The organism is Bradyrhizobium sp., from assembly GCF_047605465.1.
Classification (GTDB): Bacteria; Pseudomonadota; Alphaproteobacteria; order Rhizobiales; family Xanthobacteraceae; genus Bradyrhizobium.
Window position 1 is genome coordinate 1 of the sequence record NZ_JASGFS010000044.1, and the last position, 13,779, is coordinate 13,779.

10 protein-coding genes are annotated in these 13,779 nt (G+C 64.6%); 7 read left to right on the forward strand and 3 right to left on the reverse strand.

The window, feature by feature from the left end:
- The 6 genes from rho to QM712_RS25700 form a co-directional block, all read left to right on the forward strand.
- Positions 1-723 (forward strand): transcription termination factor Rho (gene rho, locus QM712_RS25675; protein ID WP_415025947.1); only part of this gene is annotated, 723 nt, incomplete at its 5' end.
- 315 nt (positions 724-1,038) lie between these two features.
- Positions 1,039-2,370: a tRNA uridine-5-carboxymethylaminomethyl(34) synthesis GTPase MnmE gene (gene mnmE, locus QM712_RS25680; RefSeq protein WP_415025948.1), complete on the forward strand. Its 1,332-nt coding sequence runs from the start codon at positions 1,039-1,041 to the stop codon at positions 2,368-2,370.
- An 855-nt stretch (positions 2,371-3,225) separates the two neighbouring features.
- Positions 3,226-5,106, forward strand: a complete 1,881-nt coding sequence (mnmG, locus tag QM712_RS25685; protein WP_415025949.1) for a tRNA uridine-5-carboxymethylaminomethyl(34) synthesis enzyme MnmG — start codon at positions 3,226-3,228, stop codon at positions 5,104-5,106.
- Between the two features lie 150 nt (positions 5,107-5,256).
- Positions 5,257-5,889, forward strand: a complete 633-nt coding sequence (gene rsmG / locus QM712_RS25690) for a 16S rRNA (guanine(527)-N(7))-methyltransferase RsmG (RefSeq protein WP_415025993.1) — start codon at positions 5,257-5,259, stop codon at positions 5,887-5,889.
- A 29-nt stretch (positions 5,890-5,918) separates the two neighbouring features.
- Complete coding sequence (locus QM712_RS25695) at positions 5,919-6,773, forward strand: ParA family protein (RefSeq protein ID WP_415025950.1); 855 nt, start codon at positions 5,919-5,921, stop codon at positions 6,771-6,773.
- Positions 6,774-6,940: 167 nt separating this feature from the next.
- Positions 6,941-7,825, forward strand: a complete 885-nt coding sequence (locus QM712_RS25700) for a ParB/RepB/Spo0J family partition protein (protein WP_415025951.1) — start codon at positions 6,941-6,943, stop codon at positions 7,823-7,825.
- Between the two features lie 404 nt (positions 7,826-8,229).
- On the opposite strand, the gene holA is transcribed toward QM712_RS25700, so the two are convergent.
- The 3 genes from holA to leuS all read right to left on the reverse strand — a co-directional run bounded on the left by holA (position 8,230) and on the right by leuS (position 12,550).
- Positions 8,230-9,258 carry a DNA polymerase III subunit delta gene (gene holA, locus QM712_RS25705; RefSeq protein ID WP_415025952.1) on the reverse strand — a complete coding sequence of 343 codons (1,029 nt, stop codon included), beginning with the start codon at positions 9,256-9,258 and terminating at the stop codon, positions 8,230-8,232.
- 102 nt (positions 9,259-9,360) lie between these two features.
- The gene (gene lptE / locus QM712_RS25710; protein WP_415025953.1) at positions 9,361-9,912 is read right to left on the reverse strand and encodes an LPS assembly lipoprotein LptE; all 552 of its coding nucleotides are present in this window, start codon (positions 9,910-9,912) and stop codon (positions 9,361-9,363) included.
- Positions 9,899-12,550, reverse strand: a complete 2,652-nt coding sequence (leuS, locus tag QM712_RS25715) for a leucine--tRNA ligase (RefSeq protein WP_415025954.1) — start codon at positions 12,548-12,550, stop codon at positions 9,899-9,901. The genes lptE and leuS overlap by 14 nt, the downstream gene beginning before the upstream one ends.
- Positions 12,551-12,739: 189 nt before the next feature.
- On the opposite strand from leuS, the gene QM712_RS25720 reads away from it, so the two are divergent.
- Positions 12,740-13,777, forward strand: coding sequence for a GGDEF domain-containing protein (locus QM712_RS25720; protein WP_415025955.1), 1,038 nt, complete (start codon positions 12,740-12,742; stop codon positions 13,775-13,777).
- Positions 13,778-13,779: the final 2 nt, after the last annotated feature.

Consider the following 13,779-nt stretch of genomic DNA (forward strand, 5'->3'; position numbering starts at 1 on the left):
CCGCCGCGCACCGGTAAAACCGTGCTGATGCAGAACATCGCGCACTCGATCACGCACAATCATCCCGAGTGCTATCTGATCGTCCTGCTGATCGACGAACGCCCGGAAGAAGTCACGGACATGCAGCGGTCGGTGAAGGGTGAGGTCGTGTCGTCGACCTTCGACGAACCCGCCGTGCGTCACGTCCAGGTCGCCGAGATGGTGATCGAGAAAGCCAAGCGTCTGGTCGAGCATGGCCGCGACGTCGTCATCCTGCTCGATTCGATCACCCGCCTCGGCCGTGCCTACAACACCGTGGTGCCGTCATCCGGCAAGGTGCTGACCGGCGGTGTCGACGCCAACGCGTTGCAGCGTCCGAAGCGCTTCTTCGGTGCCGCTCGCAACATCGAGGAGGGCGGCTCGTTGACCATCATCGCGACCGCGCTGGTCGATACCGGCAGCCGCATGGACGAAGTCATTTTCGAAGAATTCAAGGGCACCGGTAACTCGGAACTCATCCTGGACCGCAAGGTCTCGGACAAGCGCACCTTCCCGGCGATCGACATTTCTCGCTCCGGCACCCGCAAGGAAGAGCTCATCACCGATCCGCAGGTGCTCAAGAAGATGTACGTGCTCCGCCGCATCCTCAATCCGATGGGCACGATGGACGCGATCGACTTCCTGCTCGACAAGCTGCGCTCGACCAAGAGCAATTCCGAGTTCTTCGATTCGATGAACACGTAAGCCTGCTGTCGCAGCGAGTATTGGAAAGGGCGCCTTTGGCGCCCTTTTCTTTTGCGCGCTTTGTTGCAGCAAAATCCGCAGCAAACGGAGAAATCGCTTTGGCCGAGGTATGATTTAATGAACTGATTTAATTATATTATTTTCTTCAATCGGCTTCAGTTGGGCAGGTGGCCTGGGACAGGCTCGCAGGAAGCCGGGGTGTCTTATTGGTGCGATGCAATAAGTGAGATTTGCTGCGCATATATCGCAGCAAAACGGGCTGTGTCGCCCGGCACGAGACGTTTGCGTTTTCGGTCCGAGCCGGACAAATAGGCCATGCATCCGCGAGACCAAACCATCTTTGCGCTGTCGTCCGGCCGGGCGCCGAGCGCGATCGCCGTGGTACGCGTTTCGGGCGCGCGAGCCGGCGTGGTGCTGACGACGCTCGCGGGCAGGCTGCCGGCGCCGCGCCAGGCGAGCCGGCGATTGTTGCGGGATGCCGGTCGCCAGCCGATCGACGATGCGGTGGTGCTGTGGTTTCCCGGCCCGGGCAGCGCGACCGGCGAGGACGTCGCCGAATTTCACGTTCATGGCGGACGCGCGGTGCTGGCGGCGCTGATTGCCGCAATTTCCGATATTCCGAATACGCGGGCGGCCGAGCCGGGCGAGTTCACACAGCGCGCCTTCGAGAACGGCAAGCTCGATCTCACCGAAGCCGAAGGACTGGACGACCTGATCCACGCCGACACGGATCGGCAGCGGCGTCAGGCGCTGCGTCAATTGCAGGGTCTGCTCGGCAACAGCGCACGCGATTGGCGAGAGCGAATCATCGAGGCGTCGGCGCTGATCGAGGCCGGGATCGATTTCTCGGACGAAGGCGATGTGCCGGCCGAACTGATGGCGCCGGCAGTCAAGGCGATCGCAGAGCTCAACGGCGAAATCGCAAAAGTCCTTGCGGCACAGGGACAAGCAGAACGCCTGCGCGACGGTCTGGTGGTCGCGATCGCGGGCGAGCCGAATGTCGGCAAGTCGACGCTGATCAATCAGCTCGCGCGACGCGACGTTGCGATCGTCTCGCCGCATGCCGGCACGACGCGCGACGTGATCGAGGTGCAGCTCGATCTCGACGGATATCCGGTCACGGTGATCGACACCGCAGGCATCCGTGAGACCGAGGATCCCGTGGAGCAGGAGGGCGTGCGCCGGGCCAGGGCACGCGCCGCGGATGCCGATCTCGTGCTGTGGCTGACGGACCCGAAGGCCGAGGTCGACCAGCGCCCGTCGGGGACGGCGCCGGTCTGGATGATCCGCAACAAGATCGACCTCGCGGCAGAAGTCGCGACCGTCGATTTCGGAGCCAGCAGACATTTCGCGATCTCGGCGCAGCGCGGCGATGGCCTGCCGGACCTGGTCGATGCGCTCGTCGGATTCGCGTCCGAGTTTTTCGGAACCAGCGAGGGGGCGTTGGTGACTCGGGCCCGACAGCGCGATCTGTTGTGGCAGGCGTCAGAGAGCTTGCGCCGGAGTCTGGAGCTTGTAGAAGACGGCGAGGAGCTCGCCGCCGAGGAACTCCGTGCCGCCGCTTACGCCTTGGGCCGGCTGCTCGGTCGGGTCGACGTCGAGGACGTCCTCGGGGCCATCTTCCAGAAATTCTGCATTGGAAAGTAGCGCTAGTTCTTCATCCTAGAACTAGCGCTTGTTCCACTTCTTGCTGTTTCATGTGGAACACGCGCCGGCGGTTCCCGTCTGTTTCACGTGAAACAAGGTTCCGGTGACCCGGCGGCAGTAACGCTCTACCTGCCCGAGGCGACCTCAGGAGGGGCCTTGTTCCGGCGCTCGCAATGACGGTTTCGCTGGTTTCGGTTCATGGAGGTTATGCTGCGGTGTGCCCAGCGCAGGCACCACACCCCTCGTCATGGCGAATAGCCCTTGCGACGAAACAATCCAGGCCGCTCGTTCCGACAGAGTTCCTGATTGCTTCTCTTTGCTCACAACAACGAGACCCGTCTTCGCGATAGTCTTCTGCAGTTCAGTAACGGCCCAGGGTATGACGGTGCGTGTTCCCCGGTGGTGGACGCGCTTATCCAGCTGTTTCACGTGAAACAGCACGCACGAGCCCCACTTTTTGGTCGTCGCGTCAAAGCTTAAAAACCTTCTGCTGCAGGAGTACGGGCGGGGCTCACACTACCGCCGTCATTACGATGAGCACTTGCGACGAAGCAATCCAGCTGTCTTGGACGGGTCGGGCTTTGATGTGCTGCGCAGGACCACTCATGTAGGTTTGCCGGATCACGTCAGGAAGCGTTGCCTGCGAGAAGCCCGTTCCAGCTCTGCAGCTCCTGCCTTTCCAAGGCGTCCTTGTTTCACGTGAAACACCAACCATCCCAACACCCGCTCTACTGTGCATGGGGTTGTTTTCGCGAAATGCTTTCCGGCCTCAGGACCTCGTCTGTTTCACGTGAAACAGGCGCGTCAGCCAGTTTCCACTTCCGGCTTTCCCGCCGCTGAGCTAGAAGTCCGCGCATGCGATCAGAGCGAGAGCGTTTCGACGTCATCGTCATTGGCGGCGGTCATGCCGGCTGTGAGGCCGCGGCTGCGTCGGCCCGGATGGGTGCGGCGACGGCTCTGGTCACGCACCGGTTCTCGACCGTCGGTGCGATGTCCTGCAATCCCGCCATCGGTGGTCTCGGCAAGGGTCATCTGGTCCGCGAAGTCGATGCGCTCGACGGTCTGATGGGCCGTGTCGGCGATGCCGGCGGCATCCAGTTTCGTGTCCTCAATCGCCGCAAGGGTCCCGCTGTCCGTGGTCCTCGCGCCCAGGCCGACCGCAAGCTCTACGCCGCCGCGATGCAGGCTGCGATCTCGGAGACCGAGCGTCTCTCCGTGATCGAAGGTGAGGCCGATGAACTGATCGTGGCCGATGGCCGGATGACAGGTCTTCGCTTGGCCGACGGCCGGATCTTCGGGGCAGGCGCCATTGTCGTCACCACTGGCACCTTCCTGCGTGGTCTGATCCACCTCGGTGAGAAGAACTGGCCCGCCGGCCGTGTCGGCGAGGCTCCGGCGATGGGTCTTTCGAGCTCCTTTGAGCGCGCCGGCTTCACGCTTGGGCGGCTCAAGACCGGGACGCCTCCGCGGCTCGATGGCACCACGATCGACTGGTCCGCAGTCGAAATGCAGCCCGGTGACGAACCGCCGGAGCCGTTTTCCGTGATGACGGACCGGATCACCACGCTGCAGATCCAGTGCGGGATCACCCGGACGACGCCCGCGACCCATGAGGTGATCCGGGCCAACGTCCATCGCTCCCCCATGTACTCCGGCCAGATCAAGAGCTCCGGACCGCGCTATTGCCCCTCGATCGAGGACAAGATCGTCCGGTTTGGCGACCGCGACGGCCACCAGGTCTTCCTGGAGCCGGAAGGGCTGGACGATACGACCGTCTATCCCAACGGCATCTCGACTTCGCTGCCGGAGGAGGTCCAGCTCGCGATCCTCACGACCATCCCAGGCCTGGAACGGGTGAAGATGGTTCGTCCGGGCTACGCCATCGAATACGACCATATCGACCCCCGCGAGCTCGATCCGACCCTTCAGACCAAGCGTTTGCGTGGCCTGTTCCTGGCCGGCCAGATCAATGGCACCACCGGATACGAGGAAGCGGCCGGGCAGGGCATCGTCGCGGGTCTGAATGCGGCGCTGTCGGCCAGTGGTGCGGCCCTGACGGTGTTCGACCGGGCCGATGGCTACCTCGGCGTGATGATCGACGATCTTGTCACCCGCGGGATCAGCGAACCCTATCGGATGTTCACCTCCCGGGCCGAGTATCGGCTGACGCTGCGTGCGGACAACGCCGACCAGCGCCTGACGGAGAAGGGTATCGCCCTCGGATGCGTCGGAGGTGCCCGGACCCGGCACCATCGCAGCAAGATGGACGCGCTGAACGCGGCCCGGACGCTGTCGAAGTCGCTGAGCATCACCCCCAATGAGGCGATCAAGCACGGCCTATCCCTGAACCGGGATGGCCAGCGCCGGTCCGCCTTCGAGCTGATGGCCTATCCGGACATCGGCTGGAGCCAGGTCCGCACGATCTGGCCGGAGCTGTCCACCGTCGACCCCGTCATCGCCACCCATCTCGAGATCGACGCCAAGTACGACGTCTATCTGGAGCGCCAGAGCGCCGATGTCGAAGCCTTCAGGCGGGACGAGGGGATGGTGCTGTCGGAGGTCGACTACAAGCTGGTCCCGGGTCTCTCCAACGAGGTGCGGGCGAAGCTGGAGAAGGCACGGCCATTCACGGTCGGCCAGGCCGGCCGGATCGATGGGATGACGCCGGCCGCACTCGGCATCCTCGCGGCCTATCTCCGGCGCGAGTCTCGGAAGACCTCAAAAGCGATCGCATAGGCGTTTCACGTGAAACAGCGCGGGCCGGATGGCGGCAGATTGGGATCACGGCGGACCGGGCCGGGCGAGGGGACGCCGCGTCGCGCTGACCCGGCACCGGCCGGCCGGGCGATCGACAAGGCCGGGGCGGCCGACAAGTCACTCGATTCCATCATCGCGGCCGACAAGATCGCAGCGTTGAAGCTCGCTCCCGTTTCACATGAAACGGAGGCGCGGCTTGATCGCTACATCGCGCTGCTGCGCGAATGGCAGGCCAAGACCAATCTGGTCGCACCCTCGACCCTGCCGCATCTCTGGACCCGGCACATCGCCGATTCGCTTCAGCTCATAGACCTCGCGCCATCGGCCAGGCGCTGGGCTGATCTTGGCAGTGGCGGCGGTTTTCCAGGCGTCGTCCTGGCCTGCGCCATGGCCGGAGCGCCGGGCGCCCGTGTCCATCTCGTCGAACGAATCGCCAAGAAGGCTGCGTTCCTGCGCGAAGCGATTCGCGTCACCACATCTCCGGGAGTCGTACATCTCGCTGAGATCGGGGATAATGTGGATAGAATCACCGGCCCGGTTGATTGCGTCACCGCGCGGGCGCTCGCTCCGCTACATCAACTCATCGGCTTTGCGGAGCCGCTGGTGCGCAACGGCGCAAAAGCGTTATTTCCGAAGGGTCAAGATGTAGAGGCCGAATTGACCGAGGCCGCTAAATATTGGAATATTCAGCCTCAACTCCATCGAAGCCGCACCGGTGACGGCTGGATCGTGGAGCTGGCTACCATCGAACGGCGCGGCTGACGCGTTCAGGGGTTGAGTGGGGAATTTCGATGACCGTGATTGACGAACCGCAGCAAGAACAGACCGCCGAGGTGCCGCACGGCCACCCGCGCATCCTGGCGCTGGCGAATCAGAAGGGCGGCGTGGGAAAGACAACCACAGCGATCAATCTCGGCACCGCGCTCGCTGCGATCGGCGAGCGCGTCCTGATCGTCGACCTCGACCCGCAGGGCAACGCCTCGACCGGTCTCGGCATCGATCGCCGCAGCCGCTCCTGCTCGACCTACGACGTGCTCGTCGGCGAAGCGAATCTGCGCGAGGCGGTGGTCTCGACCGCGGTGCCCCGGCTGCACATCGCGCCCTCGACCATGGATCTCTCCGGCCTCGAGCTCGAGCTCGGCACCACGCCGGGCCGTGCATTCAAGCTGCGCGATGCGATCGGCGCGCTCAACAACAACGTCTCGCCGGATGCCGACTACACCTATGTTCTGATCGACTGCCCGCCGTCGCTGAACCTGCTCACGGTGAACGCGATGGCCGCGTCCGACGCGATCCTGGTGCCGCTGCAATGCGAGTTCTTCGCGCTCGAAGGTCTGTCGCAATTGCTGCAGACGGTGGAGCAGGTGCGTTCGACTCTCAATCCCAATCTGTCGATCCACGGCATCGTGCTGACGATGTTCGACTCGCGCAACAACCTCTCGAACCAGGTCGTCGCCGACGTGCGGCAGTTCATGGGCGAGAAGGTCTACAAGACCATGATCCCGCGCAACGTGCGCATTTCCGAGGCGCCGTCCTACGGCAAGCCGGTGCTGGTCTATGATCTCAAATGCGTCGGCAGCGAAGCTTACTTGCGGCTCGCGACCGAAGTGATCCAGCGCGAACGCGAGCTGCGCGTCACGCATTGAATTGAGGCGAGGTCATTCCGGACAAGTCGCGGCATGCGAGTCGATCCGGAATCCCGAGATGAGACCAACGATACCATGACAGCGATTCCGGATTCGCGCTTCGCGCGGCCCGGAATGACGAAGACCAAGTAACAGGAGCGTTCGAGTTGAATCCAAGGGAGCTGGCAATGGCCGACGAAGCGCGTTCGCGACTGGGCCGGGGGCTTGCGAGCCTGATCGGTGACGTCGGCGGCGAGGCACAGCACGTCGATCGGCCGCGCGCGCAGCGCAAGGTGCCGATCGAATTCATCAAGGCCAATCCTCGCAATCCGCGCCGCACCTTTTCGGAAACGGAGCTCAAGGAGCTGTCCGAGTCCATCAAGCAGCACGGTGTGATCCAGCCGATCGTGGTGCGCCCGGTGAAGGGCACGCAGGATCGCTTCGAGATCATCGCCGGCGAGCGGCGGTGGCGCGCCTCACAGATCGCCGGCCTGCACGAAGTGCCGATCGTGCCGGTCGACATCAGCGACAGCGATGCGCTGGAATTCGCGATCGTCGAAAACGTGCAGCGCGAGGACCTCAACCCGATGGAAGAAGCGCTGGGCTATCACGCGCTCGCCAACGAGTTCAAACGCAGCCAGGACGACATCGCCAAGGTCGTCGGCAAGAGCCGCAGTCACGTCGCCAACATGATGCGGCTGACGAAGCTGCCGGCCGAGGTGCAGGCCTTCATCGCGTCGGGCGAGCTGACCGCCGGTCATGCCCGTGCGCTGATCGGCGTGCCCGATCCGCTCGCCGCCGCCAAGCGCATCGTCGAGGAAGGCCTCAATGTGCGCCAGGCCGAGGCGCTCGCGCATGAGGAAGGCGTGCCGGAGCGCAAGCCGCAAAAGGCGCGCGCCGGCGGCAAGGAGAAGGATCCTGACACGATCGATCTCGAGAAGCGCGTCAGCGACGCGCTGGGTCTCAAGGTCACCGTCAGCCATCGCGACCCCGGCGGCTCCGTGCAGATCAACTACCGCAACCTCGATCAGCTCGACGAGGTGATGAAGCGGCTCGCGAAGGGGACGCTCTAGTCGTCGTCGTCGTCGTTGCCGCGCTCACGGCAATCAAAAACTCTCGCCCTCACCCTGAGGAACCGCGAAGCGGCGTCTCGAAGGGCGAGGGCCTCTGGCCGGGCCTTCATTCTCCGAGACGCGCGTTCCGCGCACCTCAGGATGAGGGGCGGCGCCTTTGCTCCGTCATGCCAGCCAATCGGTCTGCGCTAAGCGTGGACCGGAATGACACCGAGTATTCCGCGCGCGCCTGTTTCCACACCGTCATTGCGAGCGTAGCGAAGCAATCCAGAGTCGTTCCGCAGAGGGACTCTGGATTGCTTCGTCGCTTGCGCTCCTCGCAATGACAGTGTGGAAAGAGCTACGCCCGCAATGACGTGCGGAGAGTGCTGCGTTCGCAATGACGAGTGTCGATCGAGCCGGGCTCAGCCTCGCCGCTTCGCGTTCGCGGCGATCGCCATCAGGGTGCGCTGGGCGATCGCGGCGGCGAGTGCGGATTGCTTGCGGGTGTCGAGCGCCGCGGTTGCAAGCTGCTCGATGATGGCGGCGAGGCGCGCCACGCTGAAATTGCGCAGCGCGGTTTCAACCGCGGGCTTTCGCGAAAAGTGCAGCCGTGGAAATCCGCCGTCGAGCACGGCGGATGCCGGTGTGCCGTCGGCGATCGCGAGTGCCGATTTGTGCAGCCACGCGGCCTGGCGCTGTGCCGCGGAGATGATCACGCCGGGATAGGTGCCGGCGATCATCGCTTTTGCGAACTCGGTCTCGACGATGTCCGGCCGTCCGGCGAAGGCGCCGTCGACGATCGGGTCGAGCTTCAGCTCGGATGCGTCGGCGACGACGGCCATCACGTCGTCCAGCGTGATCTCGCCCTTGCCGTGAGCGTAGAGCGTGAGCTTGCGCAGTTCGTTGCGCGAGGCCTGGCGGTCGCCGCCGAGGAACGACATCAGCGCGGCGCGGGCATCCTGGGCGATGCGCAGGTTGGCGATGCGGAGCTCCTCCTCCATCAGCCTGGCGAGGTCGCGTTCGGTGTCGGGATAGCAGCCGATCGCCACTGCCGTCTTGGCCCGTTCGCACGCCTTGCGCAGTGGTGACTCCGGACGCAGTTCGCCGGCCTCGATCACGATGCGGCAATCCCTCACCGACATGTCGGCCAGCGTGTCGACGCCGGCGGCGAAGCTGCGCGAGCCGGCGCGGACGCGGATGGCGCGGCGACCGCCGAACAGCGGGACCGTCATGGCTTCGTCGACCAGGCGCGACGGTTCTGCGGCGAGCTCGTCGCCGTCGAGCTTCACAAGCGAAAAGGGGTCGTTGGGATCATCGACGGCGGACGCGATCAGTGCATCGGCGCGCTCGCGCACGAGGCCGGCGTCGGGACCGTAAAGCAGGATGATCGGACGGCCGGCATCGGGGCGGGCCAGAAAGGCGTCGATCTCTTTTCCGCGCAGCGCGACCATCGGGCCCAATTGTCATTCGGGGCGCGCGAGGCGCGGGCCCGGCAATCCGGAAGTTGTCGATCGAGATTCCGGGCTTGCCCAAGGCGTCCCGGAACGACGGGTTCAGCTGCCCGCCGTGAAGAACGAGGCGAGCCGGGTCGTGATGTTCTCGGCGATCTCGTTGGCGGCACGATCCTCCGCGTCGCGGACCGCGCGGTTGCGGGAGAAGCGCTGATAGGAGCCGGGCATGTCATAGGACACGCGCGAGAAGGTCGTGCCGGTCATCACCGACTTGTTGGTCACGATCTCGATCAGATTGTACTGGGCGTCGATCCCGTAATTTTCGCTGTTCGGCAGACCGGTATTGGGATCGACGATCAGCGACGACTTGCTGGTCGTGAAGCGGATCTCGAGGCGGTGGGTCGGCGGCATGCCGGTGGCAGTGCCGTAGAGCTTGAAGGCGAGGGCGTTGCGCACTTCGACGCCGACCCGGGCCTCGCGGGAGGCGTTCGGCTTGTTGACCGGGGGCAGATCGACCCCCATCAGCTTTTCGCGCAGGCCGGGGGTGCCGTCGGTATGCTCGGCATACATCGGCTGGAAGCAGCCGGCCGTCAGCGCCGCCAGGGCGGCGACCGCCAGCAAGCGGGCTGCGATGCGGATCCTAGCCGACAACATTCACGATCCTCTTGGGGACGATGATCACCTTGCGGACGGGCTTGCCGTCCAGGGCCAGTGTTACCGCATCAAGGGCCAAAACGGCAGCCTCGATTTCCGGATTCTGGGCCGCTGTTGCAACCGTGACCTCACCCCGCTTCTTGCCGTTGACCTGGACCACGAGGGTCACGCTGTCTTCAACCAGCAAATCGCGTTCGATTTGGGGCCAATTGGCCTCCGAAACCAGCCCGTCCGGGCCCAGGCCGCTCTTGAACAGGACCTGCCAGCACTCCTCGGCCAGGTGCGGCATCATCGGGGAGAACAGCTGGACCAGGATCTGGCTGGCTTCCCGGATCGCCCAGCCCAAATCCGGCGCCACGCCCGCGGCCGGCTGATCGGCGCGCTGCAGCACATCCGAGAACGTGTTGGCGAATTCGCGGATATGGGCGAGGCAGACGTTGAAGTGCAGCCGCTCGATCCCGGTGGTGACCTTGTCCAACGCGCCGTGAGCGGCCTTGCGCAGGGCGGTCGCGTCGGGGCCGAACGAGGCCGGCCGGCTGGCCGGCGCGCCTTTGCCGAGTTCCGCGGCGTCGTTTACTAGCCGCCACAGCCGCTGCACGAAGCGCGAGGCGCCCTGGACGCGCTCGTCGCTCCAGATCACGTCGCGGTCGGGCGGGGAGTCCGACAGCATGAACCAGCGTGCGACGTCGGCGCCGTAGGTCGCGATGATGTCGTCGGGGTCGACCGTGTTCTTCTTCGACTTCGACATCTTCTCGATCGCGCCGATCTGGATGTCTTCGCCGGTCGTGATCAGCGTCGCGCGGCGGTCATTGCCGGTGCCCTCGACCTTCACCTCGACCGGCTGCACATAGGTGCCGTCGGCCTTCTGGTAGGTCTCGTGCACCACCATGCCCTGCGTGAACATGCCTGCGAACGGCTCGTCCAGCGCGACGTGTCCGGTCGCCTTCATCGCGCGGGTGAAGAAGCGGCTGTAGAGCAGATGCAGGATCGCATGCTCGACGCCGCCGATATACTGGTCGACCGGCAGCATCCGGTTGGCGACCGCGGGTGTCGTCGGCGCGTTCTCGTTCCAGGGATCGGTGAAGCGCGCGAAGTACCACGACGAGTCCACGAACGTGTCCATCGTGTCGGTCTCGCGCTGGGCCTTGCCACCGCATTTCGGGCAGGTGACGTGCTTCCAGGTCGGGTGATGGTCGAGCGCGTTGCCCGGCTTGTCGAAGGTTGCGTCGTCCGGCAGCTTGACCGGAAGGTCGGCATCCGGCACCGGCACCACATCGCATGTCGGGCAATGGATGACGGGGATCGGGCAGCCCCAATAGCGCTGGCGCGAGATGCCCCAGTCGCGCAGGCGGAAATTCACCTGACGCTCGCCGACCGGCGCATTGCCGCGCAGCTCGCTTTCGAGACGCTTGGCCACCTCTTCCTTGGCCTGATCGATGCTCAGGCCGTCGAGGAAGCGGGAATTGATCATGCGGCCGTCACCATCATAGGCGGTGTCGGTGATCACGAACGTATTGGGATCCTGGCCCTCGGGGCACACCACGGGCGTGTTGCCGAGGTTGTACTTGTTGACGAAATCGAGGTCGCGCTGATCGTGCGCGGGACAGCCGAAGATCGCGCCGGTGCCGTATTCCATCAGCACGAAGTTGGCGACGTAGACCGGCAGCTTCCAGGTCGGGTCGAACGGATGAACTGCGCGGATGCCGGTGTCGAAACCCTGCTTCTCCGCGGTGTCGATGACCTCCTGCGCCGTGCCGATTTTCTTGATCTCGCTGATGAACTCGGCGAGCTTCGGATTCTTGGCGGCGGCGGCCTGCGCCAGCGGATGATCGGCCGAGATCGCCATGAACTTGGCGCCGAACAGCGTGTCGGGGCGCGTGGTGAAGATCTTCAGCTCGCTCTCGCCGGCCGGCGTGGTCGCCACATCCAGCGCGAAGCGGATCAGCAGGCCCTCGGACCGGCCGATCCAGTTCCGCTGCATCAGCCGCACCTTGTCGGGCCAGCGATCCAGCCCGTCGAGCGCGGAGAGCAGCTCCTGCGAGTACTTCGTGATCTTGAAGACCCACTGGTTCATCTCGCGCTGTTCGACCACAGCGCCGGACCGCCAGCCCTTGCCGTCGATCACCTGCTCGTTGGCGAGCACGGTCATGTCGACGGGGTCCCAGTTCACCTTGCGCTTCTCGCGCTCGGCGAGGCCCTCGCGCAGGAAGTCCAGAAACATCTTCTGCTGGTGCTTGTAGTAGGAGGGATCGCAGGTGGCGATCTCCCGGCTCCAGTCCAGCGACAGCCCGATCGAGCGGAGCTGCTTCTTCATCGCGGCGATGTTGTCGTAGGTCCAGGCCTTGGGGGCGACCTTGCGCTCGATGGCGGCGTTCTCGGCCGGCAGGCCGAAGGCGTCCCAGCCCATCGGATGCAGCACGTTAAAGCCCTTGGCGCGCATGAAGCGGGCCAGCACGTCGCCGAGCGTGTAATTGCGGACATGGCCGATATGGATGCGCCCGGACGGATAGGGGAACATCTCGAGGACGTAGTATTTCGGCCGAGAATCGTCGTTCTTCGAGACGAAGATCGCCTGTTCGTCCCAGGTGGCTTGCCAGCGCGGTTCGGCGTCGCGGGCGTTGTAGCGTTCGGAGGTCATGGAATCTTGGGTTTTCGTGAGCTCGGCCGTCTGAAGACGGCGGACTAGGCCATAGAAGTCCTCAGGGGGTCAATGGGTTGCCGCGGACTGTGGCACCCCGCAATGCTGCTCCGCAATAGTACGGAGACCCTGTTGGGATCGGGTTAAGGGGTCGGTGCGAGGTTGCCCGCCGAGAGCACCCGCCGGGCGATGGATTCAGGCTTCGACGATCCCGATTACGACTATGCCGCGTCCATCGCCGGACGGGCGGTGCGGAGCATGGCCGAGCAGCGGATTCCGCCGACGCCCAGCAATTTCGCCGTCTGGTTCCATTATTTCGCGGGCAGCCATGACGACCTGCGCAATGCCATCGACCTCTTGATCGACCACAACCGTCCCTTCGACGCCCGGACCAATCAGCACCTGTTCGAGACCTATGTCGAACCGGACGCCGGCACCGTCGTCTCCGCGACATCCGGGCGCCTGCATGCGTTGATGGGGACGGCAAAGGAGTTCCTGTCGACAGCGATCGCCGACAATCATTCCCAGATGCGGGTGATCAGCGAGGTCGCCGACCAGGGCCGCGCCGGCGTCGATCCGAAGGCGCTGGTCGTGCAGCTCATGAACGAGCTGGCACGCGCCGCGAACCGGGCGACGCTGCTCGAGGCCGGCTTTGCGGAAAAGACCCGCGAGCTCGACGTGATTCGCGATTCACTCTCCAAATCCGAAGAGCGCGCCCGGACCGACACGTTGACTGGCCTCGCCAACCGGCATGCGCTCGACGAATTCCTGCGCAAGGCCCAAGCCAAGGCCGGTGCGCCGCTCAGCGTGATGATGCTCGATATCGACCACTTCAAGAGCTTCAACGACAATTTCGGCCACGGCGTCGGCGACCAGGTGCTGCGTCTCGTGGCCAAGGTGCTGCGGGAAAAGGTTCGCGACCAGGATCTTCCGGCGCGCTACGGTGGCGAGGAATTGATGGCCGTGCTGCCGGATGCCGGTCTTGCCGCTGGCGTCGGCATCGCCGAGCGCATCAGGCGCGCGATCGCCGAATGCCGCATCACGCGTCGCTCGACCGGCGAGGTCCTGCCCAACATCACGGTCTCGATCGGCGTGGCCCAGTACCGGTCCGGTGAAGCGATCAGCGACCTGATCGAGCGATGCGATCGTGCGCTCTACCTGGCCAAGGGTCACGGGCGCAATCGCGTGGTCACGGAAGACGAACTCGACCGCGCCGCATCGGCGTGACT

Excerpts from the sequence above, each read along its gene's own strand:
- mnmE (WP_415025948.1), top strand. The coding sequence starts at position 1,039 with ATGCATCCGCGAGACCAAACCATCTTTGCGCTGTCGTCCGGCCGGGCG.
- leuS (WP_415025954.1), bottom strand. The coding sequence starts at position 12,550 with ATGACCTCCGAACGCTACAACGCCCGCGACGCCGAACCGCGCTGGCAA.
- holA (WP_415025952.1), bottom strand. The coding sequence starts at position 9,258 with ATGGTCGCGCTGCGCGGAAAAGAGATCGACGCCTTTCTGGCCCGCCCC.
- QM712_RS25700 (WP_415025951.1), top strand. The coding sequence starts at position 6,941 with ATGGCCGACGAAGCGCGTTCGCGACTGGGCCGGGGGCTTGCGAGCCTG.
- QM712_RS25720 (WP_415025955.1), top strand. The coding sequence starts at position 12,740 with ATGGATTCAGGCTTCGACGATCCCGATTACGACTATGCCGCGTCCATC.
- mnmG (WP_415025949.1), top strand. The coding sequence starts at position 3,226 with ATGCGATCAGAGCGAGAGCGTTTCGACGTCATCGTCATTGGCGGCGGT.
- QM712_RS25695 (WP_415025950.1), top strand. The coding sequence starts at position 5,919 with ATGACCGTGATTGACGAACCGCAGCAAGAACAGACCGCCGAGGTGCCG.
- lptE (WP_415025953.1), bottom strand. The coding sequence starts at position 9,912 with ATGTTGTCGGCTAGGATCCGCATCGCAGCCCGCTTGCTGGCGGTCGCC.